Source organism: Nocardiopsis mwathae (assembly GCF_014201195.1).
GTDB classification, from domain to species: Bacteria; Actinomycetota; Actinomycetes; order Streptosporangiales; family Streptosporangiaceae; genus Nocardiopsis_C; species Nocardiopsis_C mwathae.
This window is the reverse complement of sequence record NZ_JACHDS010000001.1, coordinates 4,749,302-4,768,438: the sequence shown is the minus strand read 5'-3', so window position 1 is coordinate 4,768,438 and position 19,137 is coordinate 4,749,302. Positions and strand designations below refer to the sequence as shown.

The following is a 19,137-nucleotide window of genomic DNA, read 5'->3' as shown; positions in this document are numbered from 1 at the left end:
GCCCTGCTCTGTGTGCCGGGGCGGAGGCGGTCGGAATCCGTGGTGGCGACGGCGCCGTCCACCCATGTCCGAGGGGCCGGAGAGTTGAGTCTGTGGGAAGCGCTCGCCATCCTGCTGGCGGGGATCGGAGCCGGGGGAATCAACGCGATCGTCGGCTCCGGAACGCTGTTCACCTTCCCGGTGCTGCTCGCGTTGGGCTACCCGCCGGTGACCGCCACGATCTCCAACAGCATCGGCCTGGCGCCCGGCTCCCTCACCGGAGCGATCGGCTACCGGCGCGAACTGGCCGGTCAGGGCCGCAGGGTGATCCGGCTCGGGGCCATGTCCTGTCTCGGTGCGATCACCGGCGGGATCCTGCTGATCAGCCTGCCCCCCGACGTCTTCGAGTACGTCGTGCCGGTGCTCATCGGCCTGGCCTGCGTGCTGATCATGGCGCAGCCCCGACTCGGTGCGTGGATGCGGCGGCGCCGGGCGGCCCGCCCCGAGGGCGGACCGCTGCTTCCGGTGGGGGTGTACGGCGCCGGAGTCTACGGGGGCTATTTCGCCGCCGCGCAGGGCATCGTCCTGATCAGTATCCTCGGTCTCTCCTTGGAGGAGGACCTGCAGCGGGTCAACGCCCTGAAGAACGCGCTGACCTTCGCCGTGAACACGACGGCCGCCGTTTTCTTCATCGTCTTCGCGTCCCCGGTGTGGCCGGTGGTGGCCCTGATCGCGGCCGGGTCGGTCATCGGGGGCTACGCAGGCGCCCGGTTCGGCCGCCTGCTCCGCCCGTTCGCGCTGCGGATGATCATCGTGGCCGTGGGGCTCAGCGCGATGGTGCAGCTGGTGCTGGGCCGCCTCTAGGGCGTGTTCGGCGGATGCTTTCCGGTAAGTGAGCGGCCGCCCCGGACGGCCGCGAGCCGGGAATGATCCGTCACACACGCCTTAGCGCCACACGCGGGACAGGTCAGCGTAGGTAGCCGCGGCGGGCGGCGTCCTCGGTGAGGGCGAGGGCGTAGGAGCCCAGCGCCTCGGAGCCCTCGGCGATGGTCTTCACCCGCTCGCGGACCTGGGCCGCGGTGATCCCGTAGCGGACCCAGGTTCCGCCCTCGGTGTGCCAGTTGGCGAGCAGGGGGGCGAGACCGTCGATCGCCCGCGCGAAGCGTGCCTCGGGCGTCTTGCGCTCCTCGAACTCCTCCCACCGGGTGCGGGCGTGTTCCGCCTGGTCCTCGGGGAGCAGGGCGAAGATCCTGTCGGCGGCGGCGCGTTCCCGCTCAGGCTGGGAGACGGACTCCCGGGCGTCGTAGATGAACGTGTCCCCGGCGTCGATCTCGACGATGTCGTGCAGGACCAGCATCTCGACCACGCGGTCGATGTCGGTGCCCTCCGGAGCGTACTCGGCGAAGACCCGTGCGGTCAGGGCGAGGTGCCAGGAGTGTTCCGCGGCGTTCTCCCGCCGAGAGCCGTCGACGAGCATGTTCCGGCGGAGGATCCGCTTGAGCTTGTCGGTCTCCAGGATGAACCGGAGCTGGGCCGTGAGCCGTTCGTGATCGACCCCGCTGGCAAACACCGGTGCCGGTTCTGTCACGTAAGTCGCCCTCCTAGCGCGCTGCATGATCACCGAGAACCAGGGGGATGCCCGGCCGCCACACGGATGATCCCATGGAACGGGGAGCCGTTGACCCCGGAGCGTCCGAGAGGAGTGGCGGTGGGGAGCGGGGGATGAACGCGCGGCTGCGCGAGAGCGCGGCCGGTGTCGCTGCCATCGTCCCGTCCAGCTCCCTGCCCGTGTCCGTCGGCGTCCCCGTGGCGGTGTGCTCCGAAGCGGCCGACCGATCCGCTGCCGCCGGTGCCGATGCGCCGCGGCATCGGGGGAGAGCGCCGAGCGGCGCCGCTCGGCGGACAGTGGACCCGGCGCGCCGCGATCCTCGCCTGGTGGGTAGAACCGTATCGAGCTTCGGCGTGCGAATCATCCGCGCCCCCGCTATTTCCCGCCCGATCGCTCGGTCGGTCGGGCCTTGCGGGCGTCGTTCCCTCAGGGGTCGAGGGCCGCGGTCAGAGTCTCAGCGTGGCCTCGGCATCGGCATGGAGGTGCTGGTGGAACCACTCGGTGAGGGCGCGATCGGCCAGCACGTTGCCGGGCGCGGGTGGACCGGGCTCCAGGCCGGGCTCGGGGCCCATGGTGTGAGCAAGGTCCGGAATCACGATGTGGCGCAGGCTCCCCGGCGGGTAGTGCGGAGCGACGGCGTCGTGCAGGGCCTGGCCGCGTTCCGGTGGGACGACCTCGTCCATGCCGCCGTTGACGATCAGCAGCGGTGGCTGCGGGCGCCGCTGGGCGAGGTCGTCCACGCGGGAGGTGAAGTCGAGCCAGGAGGCCACGTCGCGGGACTCTTCGGTCCACTCGTAGGCGACGCCGAGCCGCCGCTCCCGGGCACCGAGGACCAGGCCCGGTTCGATGATCGGGTTGACCAGGCCGATCGCGCCGATGGGGAGGTCGCTCTCGGCGAGGGCGAGCAGGGCGGCCGCCCCTCCTGCGCCGACCCCCGCCAGGCCGATGGGGCCGTCCTGCACACCGAAGCGCGACCGCAGCTCGGCGACGACACGGGCGAGTTCGGCCGCGGCCTGCTCGACGACCGGGCCGTAGAGCTGGATCAGGTAGTCGGTCTGTCCGCGCCGGTTGACCTCGGCGATGCCGCCCTCGGGCAGGCGGGCGCCGAACATCGGCAGGCCGAGGTGGAAGCGCCATGCCGGCAGCGAGGCCATCGGGAGTGTGCCCGCCAGCGCGGTTTCGCTGCGCGGTGGCTCGAACGCGTGGAGTGAGACGATCATGGGAGCCGGGCCGTCGTTCGCGGCGACGACCGGAGGCATCGCCACGAAGGGAACACCGGCCGCGGTGCCGGTCGTCGGGCGGGTGAGCGTGCTTTCGGCTACCACTGGGGGATCCTCCCATGTTCGAACGCCGTCCACCGGTTTCGTCGGCGGCGGTCGCGGATTGCGAGCGTCATCCGTGGGCGGCGGGCAACTTGCAGCCTAATTCAGGCGAAATGTCGGCCGAGGTAGCTGCGCAGGAGCAGTTTGGTCTCGTCGATGAGATGCCGGTCGCCCTCGGGATCGCAGCGGAAGGCGAGTTTGAGGACCGCGTCCGCGGACTCGACGGCCACGGTGATGGCGCGGTCGAGTTCCGTGCTCTCCTCCGCCCCGGCGATGGAGATCAGCAGGTCGCGAAGGCGGGCGGCGATCACCTGGTTGTTGTCGTTGTTCGGGTCGAACAGGCGGATGTCCACCGCGTCGCCGAAGTGCAGGCTGCGGAAGCCCGGCACGTTGCGGTGCATGTCGAGGTACTCGTCGATGATCACGTCGACGGCCTCGGACCAGTGGGAGAAGCCGCCCTGGGCGAGTCGGTCGGTCACCCGGGAGCTGAACATGTCCAGGTAGCGCAGGCCGAGCGCCTGGGTGATGGCCTTCTTGTCCGGAAAGAACTGGTAGACCGACCCGATGGCGACGTTGGCGCGTTCGGCGATGCGGGTGGTGGAGAGCTCGTCGTAGCCGACCTCGTCGAGTAGCTCGGCGCAGGCGTCCAGCATGCGCTGGACCCGGACCATGCTGCGCTGCTGGGCGGGGAGGCGGCGGAGGGGGGCTTGGGACAGGGCCTGGCCCGCGTTGTCGAGCAGCGGCCATGAGGTGGGTCCGAGTTGGGCTCCGGCGCCATTGCCGGTATCCGTGGCCTCCCGTGGCCTGGATGTGGAACTGCGGGAAGTAGTCATCACGTCTCTATGATGCCTTTCCGGATCTGAATGGTTCCCCGTAATATCGCGCTTTTACGGTTCCGACTTCACTCTGACCGGGGATATGGCCGGTTCCGGCCTGATCCGGCCCGGGATTGGCCACGCTGGTGGCCGTCGCGGTCACCAACGGTTTCCGGCACGGAATAGTCGGACATGTCGGGGCGGACGCTTGTCCACAGGGTGGGAATCCGCCCTTCCGTCAGGCGGCGAAGGGCGGTTGGGTAGGAGCGGGAGCAGACCCAGTCCACGATCCGGAGGCGACCGATGACCGAGACCGCCACCCCCATTCCCGACACCGGCCCGGCCGAGCTGGACGACGTCATGGCGGCCGCGGCTGCGGCCGCCCCCGCGATGGGCGGACTGCGGCCCGCACGGCGCGCGGTGATGCTGCGCGCCGTGGCCGACGCGCTCGACGCCGCCGCCGACGAGCTCGTCCCGGTGGCGATGGCCGAAAGCCACCTGCCCGAGGCGCGCTGCCGGTCCGAGCTCGGCCGCACCACATTCCAGCTGAGGTTCTTCGCCGATCTGGTCGAGGAGGGCACCTACCTGGAGGCCGCCATCGACGTCGCGGACCCCGGGTGGGGCATGGGGCCGCGCCCGGACGTGCGCCGGATGCTGGTCCCCCTGGGGCCGGTGGTCGTCTTCGGCGCGAGCAACTTCCCGTTCGCGTTCAGCACCGCCGGGGGCGACACCGCCTCCGCGCTCGCCGCCGGCTGCCCGGTCGTCGTCAAGGCCCACCCGGGCCACCCGCACCTGGCCCGGCTCACCGGCCGGGTGGTCGCCGAGGCGCTCGCCGGCGTCCGGGCGCCCGCGGGGGTCTTCGCGGTCGTATACGGGATGGAGACCGGGCAGCGCGCGGTACTGCATCCGGCGACCCGAGCCGTCGGGTTCACCGGGTCGATCCCGGGCGGCCGCGCCCTGCACGATCTGGCGGCCTCCCGTCCGGAGCCGATCCCGTTCTACGGTGAGCTCGGCAGCGTCAACCCCGTCTTCGTCACCCGCGCCGCCATGAAGGCGCGCGGGCCGGAGATCCTCAGCGGCTACATCGGCTCCTTCACACTGGGCGCGGGGCAGTTCTGCACCAAGCCCGGCGTGCTGCTGGTGCCGGAGGAGTGCGACCTGGGGCCGCTCACCCACGCCGTCGCCGACCTGGCCCAGGCGCCTCTGCTCAACGAGCGGGTGGCGGAGGGGTTCGAGCACCGCCTCGGGGAACTGGCCGACCACCCGGCGGTCGAGGTCCTGGTGCGCGGTGTGCGCACCCCGGCGGGATGGACCCCTACGCTGCTGCGCACCGGAGTCGAGTCGCTGCTGCGGCATCCCGGTGTGCTCCTGGAGGAGTGCTTCGGCCCGGCATCCCTGGTCGTCGGCTACGGGGAGGAGGACCGGCTGGCGGAGGTGGCCGGGCTGCTGCAGGGCCAGTTGACGTCGGCCCTTCACGCCGAAGAGGGCGATGCCGTCGCACCGCGGCTGCTGGAGCTCCTGAGCGGGCGGGCCGGGCGGGTGCTGTGGAACGAGTGGCCCACGGGGGTGTCGGTGACGCACGCGATGACGCATGGCGGCCCCTACCCGGCGACCACATCGGTGCTGCACACGTCGGTGGGTGCCACGGCCATCCGCAGATTCCTGCGCCCGGTGAGCTACCAGTCCGTCCCCGACCCCCTGCTGCCCGAGGCGCTGCGCGACGGGAACCCGCTGGGCATCCCGCGCCGGGTCAACGGTCGGCCGGAGGCGGGCTGACCTGCGGAGCGGGCGCCGGGTCCCCGGCATGCGGCGGGCCCAGGCCCGCTGCCGCGCGCACCGATACTGACAAACCGGTGTAAGAAGACCGGTTCGTGTTTGGAGGAGCGGTTCGGCTCCGAGTAGCGTCGCGGCATGGACCGCTCCCCTACCGCCGCAGCCTCCGGTATCGAGGCCTTCATCCGCGATCTGCCGAAGGTCGAACTCCACGTCCACCTCGAAGGCTCGATGCGGCCCGCGACGCTCATCGAGCTCGCCGCCCGGCATCGGGTGGAGGGGATCCCCGGGACCCCGGAGGAGATCCGCGACTGGTACGAGTTCCGCGACTTCCCGCACTTCATCGACGTCTACCTGGCATCGGTCGCGGCCCTGCGCGATGAGGAGGACTTCGCGCTGCTGACCGCCGACGTGGCGGCCACCCTGGCGGCGCAGAATGTGCGCTACGCCGAGCTGCACGTCAGCCTGTACGGCCACCTCATGCGCGGGATCCCGGCCCGGGTGGTGTTCGACGGCATCGAGCACGCCCGCCGCGAGGCCGAGCGTGAGCACGGGATCCGGCTGCGCTGGATTCCCGACTTCCCCGGGGACTACGGGGTGGAGGCCGGGGCCGAGACCCTGGAGGCGGTGCTGCGGGACGGGCCGGACAGCGTCATCGGGTTCGGCGTCGGCGGGATCGAGGTCTCGCGGGCCCCGTTCGCCGACCTGTTCGGGCGGGCGCGCGCCGCCGGGCTGCACAGCCTGCCGCACGCCGGGGAGAACGGCGGCGCGGAACGGGTGCGGGAGGCGCTGGACCTGTTGCGTGCCGAGCGCATCGGGCACGGTATCGACAGCTTGCAGGACGATCGCCTGGTCGCGCGGCTTCGCGACGATCGGATCCCCGTCGACGTCTCTCCCACCTCCAACCTGCGGACGCGGGCCGTGGAGGCCATCGGCGAACATCCGCTCCCGCGGATGATGGAGGCCGGCCTGCTGGTCACCCTCAACTCCGACGACCCGCCGATGTTCGGCACCGACCTGCTCAACGAGTACCGTACGGCCCACACCCTGGGCCTGGGCACGGCGGAGCTCGCCGAGCTGGCCCGCAACGGCGTGGCGGCCTCCTACCTTGAGGAGTCCGCCAAACGCGAGCTGATCGGCGAGATCGACGCCTGTCCGGCCCCCATGTAGCGGCGAACGCCCGATCTCCCGGGGCGCCCCGGGTCTCAGCGCGTCGGTCGTGCGGACCCCTCCCCGGGAGCCCCGGCCGCCGGGTCGGAGGGGACGGCCGCGAGGTCGGTGGCGCAGCCGGTGCGAAGGCGCTCCCACTCGGCGCGGGCGCGGTCGGCGGAGTCGCCTTCGTAGGGGATCGGCACCCCGCCCTCGATGCGGGCGGGCAGCCACTCGTCATCGAGGACCGCGCCGTCGTGCAGGGTCAGGGTGAGCACGCCGCTCTCCGCCGTGGGCCCGCTGAAGTTGTAGAACGCGAAGTTGCCCAGACCGTAGTGCACATAGGCGTCCCCCAAGTAGCCGCCCGGTGCGAGCACGTGCGCGTGTGCCCCGACCACGACATCGGCTCCGGCGCCGATGAGGTCGCGCGCGAGGTCGGGGGCATGTGGCAGGGGGCAGTGCGACCCCTCCAGGCCCCAGTGCAGGAAGACGACGACGGTGTCGGCTCCGGTGTCCTCGGAGGCGGAGCGTACCGCCGCGATCAGCGTCTCGCGCATCTCGTACTTGGCCGATGCGAGCCCGGGACGTCCCTCGCCGGCCGTCCAGGTGGGGATGAGCTCTTCGTCCAGCACGTCGGTGGCGCCGATGATCGCGACGGTGCTGCCGTTGACCTCGGTGATGTGAGGGGCGTAGGCCGCGTCGATGTCCCTGCCGGCCCCGACCACCGGGAAGTCGGCCTCCTCCGCGTAGCGGAGCGTGTCGAGCAGCCCCTCCTCCCCGTAGTCCATGCCGTGGTTGTTGGCGATCGACACGACGTCGATACCGGCGGCGTCCAGCGCCTCGAAGGCCGCGGGCGGTGCGCGGAACACGAACTGCTTGCCGGGGACGGGGGTGCCGCCGTGGGTGACGGCGGTCTCCAGGTTCACCATGGCCAGGTCGGCGGCGGACAGGGTGTCGGCGATGGGGCCGAGTGCGGTGCCGGGGTCATCGTCGAGTCGCGCGCGCAGTATGCCCTCGAACATGACATCGCCGCCGAAGGCGATGGTGAAGGGGTCGGTCGGGGATCGCGTCGACTGTTCCTGGCCGGAGGCGGGCGTGGCGGTGTCGGCCGCTTGCCGGACGTCCCCGGAACCGGTGGTGCAGGCGGTGGCGACGGCGATGGCGGCCAGGAGCGATCCCGTCCGCATCGCGACCGGGTGCCGCCGGGGGCCGCGGCCAGGGGGCGGGGGGCCGACCGAGCGGCGGGCGGAGGTACCGGGGCGGGTGCGGCGGAAGGCGGGGCCGGGCGTGCGGACTCTCGGGGTCAATGGGGGCTCCCGGGCAGGTGGACGGCTCATAGGGGATGATGCGCGGGCTCCGCGGCGGAGTTGACCTGGACGGTGTCCGGATCCGGCCATCCGTGTCCGCGGGGGCGCCCCGGGGCGACGCCGACGACCGCTACCCGGTCGGGCCGCACACCACCGCGCACCGTCGGCGCGGGCGCGGCGCGCGGATGTGAGCGCGCCGAGCTGCCCCGGCTGCGGATCCACGGACCCGCCCCCTGGGGCCTCCTTGTGTCCGGAACCCGGTGCGCAACGTTATCGCCGAAATAGTGACGAATGCGGATATGGGGCAATATGTTCGTCTTCCCGGCCAGTGGTTGCTGTGCGTATTCGTTTCCGCCTTCAAGGCTGTTCGAATTGTCTGTTTGAAGATCAGATGTCGGATTTGCTCGATGGCCTCCGTGGGTTTCTTGCGATCGATTCGTCGCCGAGGCCAAAAAAATCGATCGTTTGACCAGCATTCATCACAGAGAGCAAAGCGAGCAATGCGGACAGTTCTCGCTCTTCCGGGAATTAATCGGCGAAATGGTCGCGGATCCTCGAAAAGCTGCTAGGTTATGGACATCGGCGGCTCGGGAAACGTCCCGCCGCCTTTCCCTCCAGGTGTGGGGTTCGGCTGGCTATAGCCGCCACCCAAGGCACAGGGCAGAAATCCCCCCCGCATCTCAGCGGGACCTGCGGCCACTGCTACCCGCTCTCCGGTGGCGCCAGGGTCACCCATGCACGTCTTGCGAATGCGTCTGCGAAAGGTCATGCCTGAACATGATGCGTAAGAAGCTCTCCACCACCGCCTACGCGACCCTGCTCACGGCCGGGCTCGTCCTCGCCTCCCCCGTCGCCGCCTCCGCCAACACGACCAGTGGCTCCGGTGGTGTGGGCAGCGGCAACCAGGTCAGCGTCCCGGTGGACATCGAGGCCCAGATCTGCGGGAACTCCGTCGCGGCCCTCGGTGTCTCCAAGGCCAAGTGCAAGGAGGTCGCCAAGTACCTCTACCAGTCCTCTGGCAAGGGCGGCGGCAACCAGACCGACGGCTCCGGCGGCATCGCCAGCGGCAACCAGATCAGCATCCCGGTGACCGCGGCCGTGGGTGTCTGCGGGAACTCCGTCGCGGTCGCCGGCGTCTCGAAGGCCGACTGCACCAAGGTCGTCAAGGGCATCGCCGCGTCCGACCAGAACTCCGGCGGCAACCAGACCAGCGGCTCCGGCGGCATCGCCAGCGGCAACCAGATCAGCATCCCGGTGAACGTCGCCATCGACGTGTGCGGGAACTCCGTCGCCGTGGGCGGCGTCTCCGAGGCCAGCTGCAAGAAGGTCGTCAAGGGTGTCGCCGACTCGGACCAGAACAAGGGCGGCGGCAACCAGACCGACGGCTCCGGCGGTGTGGGCAGCGGCAACCAGGTCACCGTCCCGGTCGACGCCGCGGCCGAGATCTGCGGCAACTCCGTGTCCGCTCTCGGCGTCTCGAAGGCCGAGTGCGTGAAGAAGATCTCCGACGGCGGCAAGGGCGGCGGAGACAACGGCGGCGACGGTGGTAAGGGCGACGACGGCGGCAAGGGCGGCGACGACGGCGGCAAGGACGGCGGCAAGGACGACGGCGCCGACAAGGGCGGCGACGACGGCGGCAAGGACGGCGGCAAGGACGACGGCAAGGACGACGGCGCCGACAAGGGCAAGGACTCCGGCGCCGAGGGTGCGGACGACAAGGGCAAGGACGCGGCCGACGGCGCCGAGTCGGGCGACGAGAAGGTCGACCTGGTCGCCGACAACAAGAGCGCCAGCGGCGGTCTGCCCGTGACCGGTGCCGCGCTCACCGGCCTGGTGGCCGCCGGACTCGCGGCCCTGGGCGGCGGCGCAGCGGCCATGAAGTTCTCCCGCAAGCGCAAGGCCGCCGCGGGGACCGACGCCGAGGTGTAGGCCAACCCGCACCCCCATCCCCCTGACCGGACGGTGTGAATCCGGTCATCCCCAGCTCACCCGACGGCGCCGGGTCCGGGGCACTCCCCGGACCCGGCGTCCGTCTGCGCGCCCACCGGTGCGGCGCCGGTGCGCTGGCGAGGTGCCGCACCGCCGCCGGAGCTCTCGGCCGCCCGGTGCGGGGTGAGCCCCGGGGCGATGCGCGGCTCCCGGAACCATCTCCTAACCTCGGAGGTGTGTTCCGGGTTCTCTTCTCATCGCGCATGCTGGCGTTCCACGCGCTGGTGCTGCTGATCGTGCCGTCGTTCATCTGGCTGGGCTTCTGGCAGCTCAGCCGATGGGAGGACCGGCAGGCGGCCGCGAACCTGCAGGAGGCCAACATCGAGGCGGCACCGGTGCCCGTCGACCGGCTGACCGGGGTCGGCCGGGACGTCGACCGTGCCGACCGGTGGAAGTCGGTGGAGGCCACGGGACACTACGACGCCGACCACGAGCTGGTGGTCCGCAACCGCGACGGCTCCCGCGGCGTCGGCATGTACGTGCTCACCCCGCTGGTGACCGACGACGGCCCCGCCCTGCTGGTGAACCGCGGCTGGGTGCCCAACCCGGACACCGCCACCGCCCAGCCCGACGTACCGCCCCCGCCGACGGGCGAGGTCACCGTCACCGGCAGGATCCAGTTCGGCGAGACCCCCGAGAACACCGGCATCCGCGAGCGTGACGGCCTGCCCGACGGCCAGATCATGATCATCGACGTCGACGCGATCGCCGCCGACCTGCCCTACCCCGTCTACGGCGGCTTCGCCGAACTCACCGCCCAGGACCCCCCGTCCGACCCGGCCCCGGAACGCGTCGCCGCCCCGGAGACCAACATGGGGATGAACCTCTCCTACGCGGTGCAGTGGTGGGTGTTCACCGTCATCGCCGTCATCGGCTGGATCATCCTCATGCGCCGCGAACTCCGCGACGCCCGGACCGAGGAAGCGGAGCCCAAGGGTGGCGCATCCGCGGTACTCCCCGAGCGGCCCGCGGATGCGCCCGAGCGTGCCGAAACGCGGACCTGAGCGGGCGACATGACGTCGATCCGCACGCGGCTGCGAGGATGTGGGCATGACCGATGACCTGACGACGTCCTCCATCGCCCGGGTGGCGCGGCGGGCTGCGGGCGCCGATGAGAGTGCTCGGGCCAGTCGGATCTGGTGGGAGGGTGCCGCCGACGAGTACCAGGCCGAGCACGGCGGGTTCCTCGGAGACGCCGCCTTCGTGTGGGGGCCGGAGGGTCTGGATGAGGCGCGGGTCCGGCTGCTCGGGGAGCCGGACGAGCTGCGGGGCGCGCGTGTCCTGGAGGTCGGCTGCGGCGCCGGGCAGTGCGCGCGGTGGCTGCGTGGCCAGGGTGCCGCCGAGGTGGTCGGGATCGACGTGTCGTACCGCCAGCTGCAGCACGCGCGCCGGATCGACGAGCAGACCGGGACACCGGTGGCGGTGGCGCAGGCCGACGCGCAGCGGCTACCGTTCGCCGACGCCGCGTTCGACGTCGTGTGCTCCTCCTACGGCGGCTTCCCGTTCGTCCCCGACACCGCGGCCGCGGTGGCCGAGAGCGCGCGGGTCCTGCGGCCGGGCGGCCGACTGGTGTTCTCGGTCAGCCACCCGATCCGCTGGTGCTTCCCGGACGACCCGACCGAGGCGGGGCTGGTCGCGCGCGACTCCTACTTCGACCGGCGCGCCTACGTCGAGGAGGACGGGGCGGGCCGCGCCGTCTACGTCGAGCACCACCACACCCTCGGCGACTGGGTGCGCTCCATCGCCGCGGCCGGGCTGGTGCTGCGCGACCTCGTCGAGCCGGAGTGGCCCGAGGACAACGAGCAGACCTGGGACGGATGGAGCCCGCTACGCGGCCGCATCATCCCCGGGACCGCCGTCTTCGCCGCCGACCGGCCCGAGGCGGACGAGCCCCGCGGGTGAACGCGGCGCAGCGGCCGGACCCCGGGGGGACGGGGGAACCGGCCGCGCCGCGGCCGACCGCGCGGTCAGAAGTTGATCATGTGCCCGGCCAGGCCGTGCACCGCCTCCTTGACCGCCTCGCTGAGCGAGGGGTGGGCGTGGATGTTGCGGGCGACCTCGTGCACCGTCAGGTCCCACTGCTGGGCCAGCGTCAGTTCGGGCAGCAGTTCGGTCACCTCGGGCCCGATCATGTGCGCGCCGAGGATCTCCCCGTACTTTCCGTCCGAGAGGATCTTGACGAATCCGCGGGAATCGCCGAGCCCGTGCGCCTTGCCGTTGGCAGTGAACGGGAACTTCGCGACCTGTACGTCGAACCCGGCCTCGCGCGCCTGGGCCTCGGTGTAGCCGAATGAGGCGATCTGCGGCTGGCAGTAGGTGGCGCGGGGGATCATCCGATAGTCGATCTCCATCGTCTCCGCGTCGGCGATGGTCTCGGCCGCCACGATGCCCATGGCCTCGGCGGCGTGGGCGAGCATCAGCTTGGCCGTGACGTCGCCGATGGCGAAGATGTGCGGGACGTCGGTGCGGCCGCGGGCGTCGATGGCGATGGCGCCGCGGTCGGTCACCTTGACCCCCGTGTTCTCCAGGCCGTAGCCCTCGGTGTTGGGCGCGAACCCGATCGCCTGGAGGAGCTTGTCGGCCTCCAGGGTGCGCCGGTCGCCGTCGGCGCCGATGACCTCGGCGCGGACCTTGTCCCCGGATTCGTCGACCGATTCCACCCTGGTGGAGGTGAGGACGTCGACGCCGAGCCGCTTGAACTGGCGGGCGAGTTCGGTGGAGACCTCCTCGTCCTCGGTGGGGGTGACGCGGTCGAGGAACTCGACCATGGTCACCTCGACGCCGTAGTTGCGCAGGACGTAGGCGAACTCCACTCCGATGGCCCCGGCCCCGGCGATGATGATGCTGCCGGGCAGCTCTTCGGTGAGGATCTGCTCCTCGAAGGTGACCACCCGCTCGCTGACCGACGTTCCGGGCAGCAGCCGAGCCGAGGCTCCGGTGGCGATGACGGCGTGGTCGAAGGTGACCGTCTCCGTGCCGCCGCCCGCCGAGGCGACGCTGAGCGAGTGGTCGTCGGTGAACGTCCCGCGCCCGGTGAACTCGGTGATCGCGTTCTTCTTCATCAGGTAGTGGATGCCCTTGACCCGCCCGTCGGCGACCTTCCGGCTGCGCTGGTAGGCCTTGGCGTAGTCGAAGCGCACGCTGCCCTCGACCTCGATGCCGAAGGTCGCGGCCTCGGTCGTGAAGAGGTGGGCGAGCTCGGCGTTGCGCAGCAGCGCCTTGGAGGGGATGCACCCCACGTTGAGGCAGACCCCGCCCCAGTACTTCTCCTCGACGACCGCGACCTTCATGCCCAGCTGCGCCCCCCGGATCGCGGCCACGTAGCCCCCGGGGCCCGCGCCCAGAACGACCAGGTCGAAATGCTGTCCCATCAGGGACCTCCTTGGATGTGGACTGTCTCGTGGTTCTGTCTCGTCGGCTGCGGAGGTTGTCGGCTGTTCGAATCGGGTGGAGGCGCGGTCGGGGGAACCGGGGCCTCATCCAAGCCTCCCCCCTCGGCCTTGCTTCGGAAACGGTCGCGGTCCGGCGTGTCCTGCCCGGTCAGTCCCCGGACCGGGTGGCGGTCGGCTCCAGTTCCCCGGGCAGGGCCGCCAGGATCGAGGGGATCAGGCCGGGAAAGCGCGCCTCCAGGTCGTCGTAGCGCAGCCGCACCCACCGTCGGCGGCCCTCGACCCGGGTCGAGGTCACCCCGGCCTCGCGGAGCAGTTTGAAGTGGTGCGACAGGGTCGACTTGTGCACCGTGACGCTCCACTCCTCCACGGCGCAGCGGCGTTCGGAGTCGAGTTCGTGGTCCTGGGCGAGGTCGGCGAGGAGCCGGAGGCGCACCGGATCGGCCAGGACGTGGAGGATCGCGGAGAGCCGCAGCTCGTGGCGGGCGGGCTCGGGTAGCAGGGTCAACGGTGTCGTCCACCCTTCTCGGTGCCCGGTCGGCGGTCCCCGGTGCGTCGCGCGACCGTGATTTGTTTGATGTTAATCAAACAAATGAGTGGCGCGCAATGGCCCCGGCCGCCACCTGGGGCCGGGACGAGTCCGGATTCGTCGGCGCAGACGGGTGCACGATGCCCGGATCTTTCGCGATTCTGGTCGGGTGTGCCGGAGGATAGCCCCGGCACATGTCCCTCAATGATCGGAGTTCCCCTCATATGGCGCGGTCAACGAACGCCGTCGCGCTGCTGGCGGCGGGCAGCGTTCTGCTCGCCGGGTGCAGCATCACCGGCGACTTGTCCTGGTTCGGCGACGACTCCGGGCCGCCGGAGGTGGAGGAGAAGTTCCCCTATACCAAAGAAGGGCGGATCTTCCAGGACACGAAGCAGGACGCGCGGATGCGCTTCTCCATCACCGGGCTGGAGCGCACGTCCGACTACACGGTCATGTACTACGAGGTGGAGTATCTCGACGACATACGCGGCGGCAACCGCAACCTCAGCATGGCCAACACGCTCGTCGACCCGATCACCGGCCGCGTGTACCGGGAGTACGTCGACCCGGAGGGCCTGAAGTACGGCTCGGTGAGCCCCGGCCCCAAGGGCCTCTACCCGGTCTTCGACGGGGTCACCAACGAGTACCGCCGCTACTTCCCGCCCATCCCGGAGGAGGTCGAGCAGGTCACTTTCGTCGGCAGCGGGCTCGGGGCGATGACCGGCATCCCGATCCAGGACGTCGAGGCGGAGCAGCCCGATCCCGAGAACCCCAACGGCAGGGACCACCTCACCCCGTCCGACCCGCCGCCCGCCGGGGAGAACCTCACCTTCGAGAACCGGCGGCCGGACGACGACGCCGTCGCGGACCAGGGGGAGGTGGAGAGCTTCGTCGACTCCGAGATCGCCTCGACCACGCGCGACGGCGACAAGGAGACGATCGCGCTGCACTCCGACGTGATGTTCGAGTTCGACAAGTCGGACCTCACCGACGAGGCCGAGGGCGTCGTGCGCCAGGCCGCCAAGTCGCTGGCGAACAACGTCGACCCGGACGAGCCGGAGATCACCGTCATCGGCCACACCGACGGCATCGGCGCCGACGACTACAACGACAAGCTCTCCATGCGCCGCGCCGAAACCGTGCGCGAGCTGCTGCGCGAGGAGATCGGCGGGGGCTACACCTACAAGGTGGAGGGGCGCGGCAAGCGGGAGCCGGTCGCGCGCGAGGGCGGCCCCGACGACGAGCAGGCCCGCGCCCGCAACCGCCGGGTGGAGTTCTCCTACAAGGTGGACCGCTCCACCGACCCCACCGAGGAGGAGGCCGACGACGGGGGCCTCGGCGTCGCCGAGCGCAGCGTCGGCTGGCCCGCGCCGTTCACCGACGACAACGGCTCGGCCGCCGCGACCGTTGAGAAGGACGGCGTGAGGCTGGACGTCTACCCGCTGCGCCGCGACGGCGCCTACGTCATCGGGACGGTGGAGCTGACCAACACCACCCGCGAGCCGGTCACCCCGGACATGGGCGGGACCGAGGCCCTGCAGGCGGGCGGTCCCGAGAAGTTCAGCAAGGGAACGCTGGGCGGATTCCAGCTGCTGGACCCCGACTCGGGGCTGGTGCGCTACGTGGCGCAGATGAACTTCGGCGACGACAAGTACAGCGGGTTCGCCGAGGACGTGCACGAACTGCAGCCGGGCAAGCCCTACGAACTCGTCGCGGTGTTCCCCGCGCCGCCGGTGAACGTCGAGGAGCTGACCTTGCGCGCCGGCCCGTTCGGTGAGATCCCGGAGATCCCGATCGAGCAGCGCTGACCGCGTGGCCCCCGCCCCCGCCCCGGTGCCGGGGCGGGGGCGGGGGCGGACGCCCCGACCCACCGGTCGGCGCCGGCTACCCCTTCGCCTTCTCCGCGGCCGCGATGACGACCTTCTCCAGGTCCTCCTTGGTGGCGTCGGAGAACATGGCGCTGGCCGAGACGTGGAAGTCGTCCGGGAGAGACAGGTAGAGGTGCTGGGCGGAGCCGTCCGCGGTGGTCACGTACTTCAGCTCGCCGCCGAGCTCGACGGTCTTGTCGGTCCGGTAGGTGGCGGTGTCGACCGGTACGTCGACCTCCCAGTTCATCTCCTCCTGGTCGCCCGGGACCTGGATGACCTGGGCGCGGTCGCTCGGGTCGGTGTTGACGGTGAAGGTGAGGACGAACGCCGGGCCGCCCCCCGCCTCGGCGCCGCCCGGGTCGGCGACCGCTCCCCCGGACCAGGAGCACGACACCTGCTCGGCGTCGGAGGCCCCCTCGACCTTCCCGGTCTCCTCGCCGGCGGCGGCGCCCTGCGGTGCCAGGTTCCCGGCGAGCTCGGCGGCGCCGATCTCCGTGCAGGAGTCGGGCAGCGCGTAGGCGGGGCCGCCCGCCGCCTCGTCGGTCGGGCTCGGCGACGGGGAGGGCGACGCCGCGCCGGTGAAGCCCTCCCACAGCTCGCCGTCGATGGGGATGGCGTCGCATCCCACGAGGACGACACCGCCGACGACGGCGACCGCGCCGAGGGCCGCGGCGGAACAGGAGAGCGGGGAGGAGGGGACGAGTCGCATGGAAGGCCTTCGTAGTCGGGGACGCAGGGATCGGGGCGGCCATGCGCCACGGGGGGCGGCACCGGCGCGGACGACACACGGAACCGTAGCAAGAAGGGGGATTCCGGCGGCGGGGATCGGTGCCGCAGCCGGGGGGCTGCGGCACCTGCCGGCGGGGCCGACCGTGGACCGCGCGGCGGCCGGGTCGCCCGTGCCGATGATCCGGCGGTTCCCTACTCCGGGGCCTCCTCGATGAGCCGCTCGGCCGTGGCGCGCAGCGCGGCGGGGTCCGCTCCGGCGTCGTGGAGGGCGCGCACGGCGGCCCCGTCCTCGACGCGCAGCGCCCCCAGGAGCACGTGCCCGGTGGTGATGGACCGGTGCCCGCGGGCGATCGCCTCGCGCAGGGACAGCTCCATGGCCCTTTTCGCGGACTTGGTGAAGGGGAGGTGGATGCGGGCGAGGCGCCCGCGGCTGCGCGGGGGCGTCTCGGCGGCGGACACGCGCACGGCGTCGCGCAGTGTGCCGGAGGGCAGTCCGTGCTCGCGCAGTGCCCGTGCTCCGGCCCCGGCGGGTTCGGCGGCGAGGGCGACCAGCAGGTGTCCGGTGCCGATCCGCGGGTGGCCCATCCCGCGCGCCTCGGTTTGGGCGCGCACGGTGACCTGGCGGGCGTCGTCGGTGAATCGCTCGAACATGATGAACCACCCCATTGGCGTCGTGACGGCGGTGGCGGTCGGTTGCGTGTACGGTTCCGCCACCGCTTGTCAATTTAGGTTGACGACCGTGGTTTGTCAACCTAAATTGACGGCGTTGCGGGGGGAGAACGCGTCGGCCCCGGAACACCGGTGGGGCGTTCCGGGGCCGACGTCGGCAGTGGGCCGGTCACTCCTCGGCGGGCTTGCGCAGGTGGTGGACCCAGGCCGGGGGGATGTTGGGCAGGACCCGCTCGGATTCGACCCCGTAGCGGTTCACCCACTCCTCCACCACCCACCGGGACCGGGCCTGGCGCAGGTAGTCCTCGCGCGGGGCGATGATCGCCTTGACCTCCTTGGTGTAGAGGTAGCCGAAGAAGGACAGGTGGCCGCCGGGGCGCAGGACGGTGAAGTAGTAGTCGAAGATGGTCCGCACCTCGTCCGCCGTGAAGTTGGCGAACGGCAGGCCGGAGATGATGACGTCGTACTCCCGCTCCACGCCCAGCTCGGTGACCGGTGCCTGGTGGATCGTGGTCCGGTCGGCCACCTGTGACAGCGCCGGATCGGTTTCGAGGAGGGTGTCGAGGTAGGAGGTGAACTCCGGGTTGGTCTCCACCAGGTCGAGGGTGTCGCCGGGGCGCATGGCGGCGGCGATGGCACGGGACACCGGGCCGGTCCCCGATCCGGCCTCCATGATGCGCAGCGGCGCGTGTGGATCCTCGCGTTCGGTGATGAATCTGGTCAGGTGGTTCGCGAGTACCGGGCTGCTGGGAAGCACCGCTCCCGTTGCCCGGAAGGTGCGGAACGCTTCTCGGAAGAACAGGCCGGTGTCGCGCAGGCGGGCATCGAGGCTGAACAGCTCGGAGAAACTCTGGGTCGGTGCCATAGCGCTACGCTAGCGTCCCATGATTAAAAGCCCTGTTAGCCGGGGGGATAACGGGGTTCGGAGTCGCTGCGTGGTGCCCTGATTATGCCCGTATGTCCGTATTGCTCGATGTCTTTCGGTGCGTTCTCGCAGCGAGCCGCGTCGGCCCGATTCCCCGGAAAAGCCGGCGTGCTCCGCCCTGCGTTCCCCTGTCCAACAAAGCGACCAGCCGGTAACATCCCGCACTATGACCGCATCACGCAGTTCTCGAACCGCCCTGGTCACCGGTGCTTCTACCGGAATCGGTGAAGAGTACGCACGCAAGCTCGCCGAGCGCGGGTACGCGGTGGTGCTCGTCGCCCGCCGGGCCGAGGAGCTGGAGCGGATCGCCGCCGAACTGCGCGAGCGCTACGGGGTCGACGCCGTCCCCCTGGCCGCCGACCTCGGCGAGGACTCCGGACTGGCCGCCGTCGAGGAGCGCCTGCGCGCCGACGGAACCGGCGCCGACGCCCCCGTCGACCTACTGGTCAACAACGCCGGCCGGGGCGAGGGCGGGACGTTCACGGAGATGGACCCGGCGGCCGTCGACTCCATGCTCGACCTCAACGTCCGCGCCGTGCTGCGGCTGACCCGCGCGGTCCTGCCGGTGCAGATCGCCCGCGGTCGGGCCGACGGGCGCGGCGCCCCGCTCGGCGTGATCAACGTTTCCTCGGTCGCCGGTGAGCTGGCCGTCAACCCGCACGGTTCCGTCTACGCGGGGACCAAGAAATTCGTCACCCTGTGGAGCGAGAGCGTCGCCCTGGAGGTCGCCGAGCACGGCGTGCACGTCACGGCCGTCCTCCCCGGCTTCGTGCGCACCGACATGACGCGCTCGGTACAGGAGAAGGGCCTGCCCGACATCGCGTGGGTCCCCAGGGAGCGCATCGTGCGCGAATCGCTGCGCGCCTGGGCCGCCGGATACACCAAGGTCGTTCCCGGTGCCCAGTACAAGGCCGCCGTCAACCTGCTGCGCGTCATCCCGCGCAGCGTCTTCAAGTCGATGGCGCGCCGGTTGGGGTGACAGCGGTCCCCTCCGCGAGGCGGGTTTCGACCCGTCATCAGCCGCTCATCGCCGGGCCGCGTCACCGAACGGGCCCGGAAACGCCTACCCTGGGAGAGCACGTCGT

17 protein-coding genes are annotated in these 19,137 nt (G+C 71.2%); 8 read left to right on the top strand and 9 right to left on the bottom strand.

Going from position 1 to position 19,137, the window contains the following annotated elements:
- Positions 1-84: 84 nt before the first annotated feature.
- Positions 85-843: a sulfite exporter TauE/SafE family protein gene (locus HNR23_RS20955; protein WP_184077999.1), complete on the top strand. Its 759-nt coding sequence runs from the start codon at positions 85-87 to the stop codon at positions 841-843.
- Positions 844-946: 103 nt separating this feature from the next.
- On the opposite strand, the gene HNR23_RS20950 is transcribed toward HNR23_RS20955, so the two are convergent.
- The 3 genes from HNR23_RS20950 to HNR23_RS20940 all read right to left on the bottom strand — a co-directional run bounded on the left by HNR23_RS20950 (position 947) and on the right by HNR23_RS20940 (position 3,581).
- A complete protein-coding gene (locus tag HNR23_RS20950; protein WP_184077997.1) occupies positions 947-1,567 on the bottom strand; it encodes an HD domain-containing protein in 621 nt (206 codons plus the stop codon).
- A 467-nt stretch (positions 1,568-2,034) separates the two neighbouring features.
- On the bottom strand, positions 2,035-2,913 hold the full coding sequence (locus HNR23_RS20945; protein WP_184077995.1) for an alpha/beta fold hydrolase: 879 nt from the start codon (positions 2,911-2,913) through the stop codon (positions 2,035-2,037).
- 101 nt (positions 2,914-3,014) lie between these two features.
- Positions 3,015-3,581 (bottom strand): TetR/AcrR family transcriptional regulator, encoded by a 567-nt coding sequence (locus tag HNR23_RS20940; RefSeq protein WP_184080661.1) that lies wholly within the window; start codon positions 3,579-3,581, stop codon positions 3,015-3,017.
- A gap of 447 nt (positions 3,582-4,028) precedes the next feature.
- Between HNR23_RS20940 and HNR23_RS20935 the strand changes: the two genes are divergently transcribed.
- Positions 4,029-5,501: an aldehyde dehydrogenase (NADP(+)) gene (locus tag HNR23_RS20935; protein WP_184077993.1), complete on the top strand. Its 1,473-nt coding sequence runs from the start codon at positions 4,029-4,031 to the stop codon at positions 5,499-5,501.
- 135 nt (positions 5,502-5,636) lie between these two features.
- Positions 5,637-6,668 (top strand): adenosine deaminase, encoded by a 1,032-nt coding sequence (gene add, locus HNR23_RS20930; protein ID WP_184077991.1) that lies wholly within the window; start codon positions 5,637-5,639, stop codon positions 6,666-6,668.
- 35 nt (positions 6,669-6,703) lie between these two features.
- On the opposite strand, the gene HNR23_RS20925 is transcribed toward add, so the two are convergent.
- Entirely contained in the window at positions 6,704-7,834 is a 1,131-nt protein-coding gene (locus HNR23_RS20925; protein ID WP_184077989.1) for a CapA family protein, read from the bottom strand.
- 900 nt (positions 7,835-8,734) lie between these two features.
- On the opposite strand from HNR23_RS20925, the gene HNR23_RS20920 reads away from it, so the two are divergent.
- The 3 genes from HNR23_RS20920 (at position 8,735) to HNR23_RS20910 (ending at position 11,845) form a co-directional block, all read left to right on the top strand.
- Entirely contained in the window at positions 8,735-9,883 is a 1,149-nt protein-coding gene (locus HNR23_RS20920) for a chaplin family protein (protein ID WP_449406845.1), read from the top strand.
- A 236-nt stretch (positions 9,884-10,119) separates the two neighbouring features.
- The gene (locus HNR23_RS20915; protein ID WP_343070645.1) at positions 10,120-10,947 is read left to right on the top strand and encodes an SURF1 family cytochrome oxidase biogenesis protein; all 828 of its coding nucleotides are present in this window, start codon (positions 10,120-10,122) and stop codon (positions 10,945-10,947) included.
- 46 nt (positions 10,948-10,993) lie between these two features.
- Positions 10,994-11,845 carry a class I SAM-dependent methyltransferase gene (locus tag HNR23_RS20910; protein WP_184077985.1) on the top strand — a complete coding sequence of 284 codons (852 nt, stop codon included), beginning with the start codon at positions 10,994-10,996 and terminating at the stop codon, positions 11,843-11,845.
- Positions 11,846-11,910: 65 nt separating this feature from the next.
- On the opposite strand, the gene lpdA is transcribed toward HNR23_RS20910, so the two are convergent.
- Complete coding sequence (gene lpdA / locus HNR23_RS20905; RefSeq protein ID WP_184077983.1) at positions 11,911-13,314, bottom strand: dihydrolipoyl dehydrogenase; 1,404 nt, start codon at positions 13,312-13,314, stop codon at positions 11,911-11,913.
- A 169-nt stretch (positions 13,315-13,483) separates the two neighbouring features.
- Positions 13,484-13,840 carry an ArsR/SmtB family transcription factor gene (locus HNR23_RS20900; protein ID WP_184077981.1) on the bottom strand — a complete coding sequence of 119 codons (357 nt, stop codon included), beginning with the start codon at positions 13,838-13,840 and terminating at the stop codon, positions 13,484-13,486.
- A 245-nt stretch (positions 13,841-14,085) separates the two neighbouring features.
- Here HNR23_RS20900 and HNR23_RS20895 point away from each other — a divergent pair, with 245 nt between their 5' ends.
- Positions 14,086-15,669, top strand: coding sequence for an OmpA family protein (locus HNR23_RS20895; RefSeq protein ID WP_184077979.1), 1,584 nt, complete (start codon positions 14,086-14,088; stop codon positions 15,667-15,669).
- A gap of 76 nt (positions 15,670-15,745) precedes the next feature.
- Here HNR23_RS20895 and HNR23_RS20890 read toward each other — a convergent pair whose 3' ends face one another.
- The 3 genes from HNR23_RS20890 to HNR23_RS20880 all read right to left on the bottom strand — a co-directional run bounded on the left by HNR23_RS20890 (position 15,746) and on the right by HNR23_RS20880 (position 17,992).
- Positions 15,746-16,438 carry a hypothetical protein gene (locus HNR23_RS20890; protein WP_184077977.1) on the bottom strand — a complete coding sequence of 231 codons (693 nt, stop codon included), beginning with the start codon at positions 16,436-16,438 and terminating at the stop codon, positions 15,746-15,748.
- A 212-nt stretch (positions 16,439-16,650) separates the two neighbouring features.
- Positions 16,651-17,109, bottom strand: coding sequence for a Clp protease N-terminal domain-containing protein (locus HNR23_RS20885; protein WP_184077975.1), 459 nt, complete (start codon positions 17,107-17,109; stop codon positions 16,651-16,653).
- 187 nt (positions 17,110-17,296) lie between these two features.
- The gene (locus HNR23_RS20880; RefSeq protein ID WP_184077973.1) at positions 17,297-17,992 is read right to left on the bottom strand and encodes a class I SAM-dependent methyltransferase; all 696 of its coding nucleotides are present in this window, start codon (positions 17,990-17,992) and stop codon (positions 17,297-17,299) included.
- Between the two features lie 226 nt (positions 17,993-18,218).
- On the opposite strand from HNR23_RS20880, the gene HNR23_RS20875 reads away from it, so the two are divergent.
- Entirely contained in the window at positions 18,219-19,031 is an 813-nt protein-coding gene (locus tag HNR23_RS20875; RefSeq protein WP_184077971.1) for an SDR family NAD(P)-dependent oxidoreductase, read from the top strand.
- Positions 19,032-19,137 lie beyond the last annotated feature (106 nt).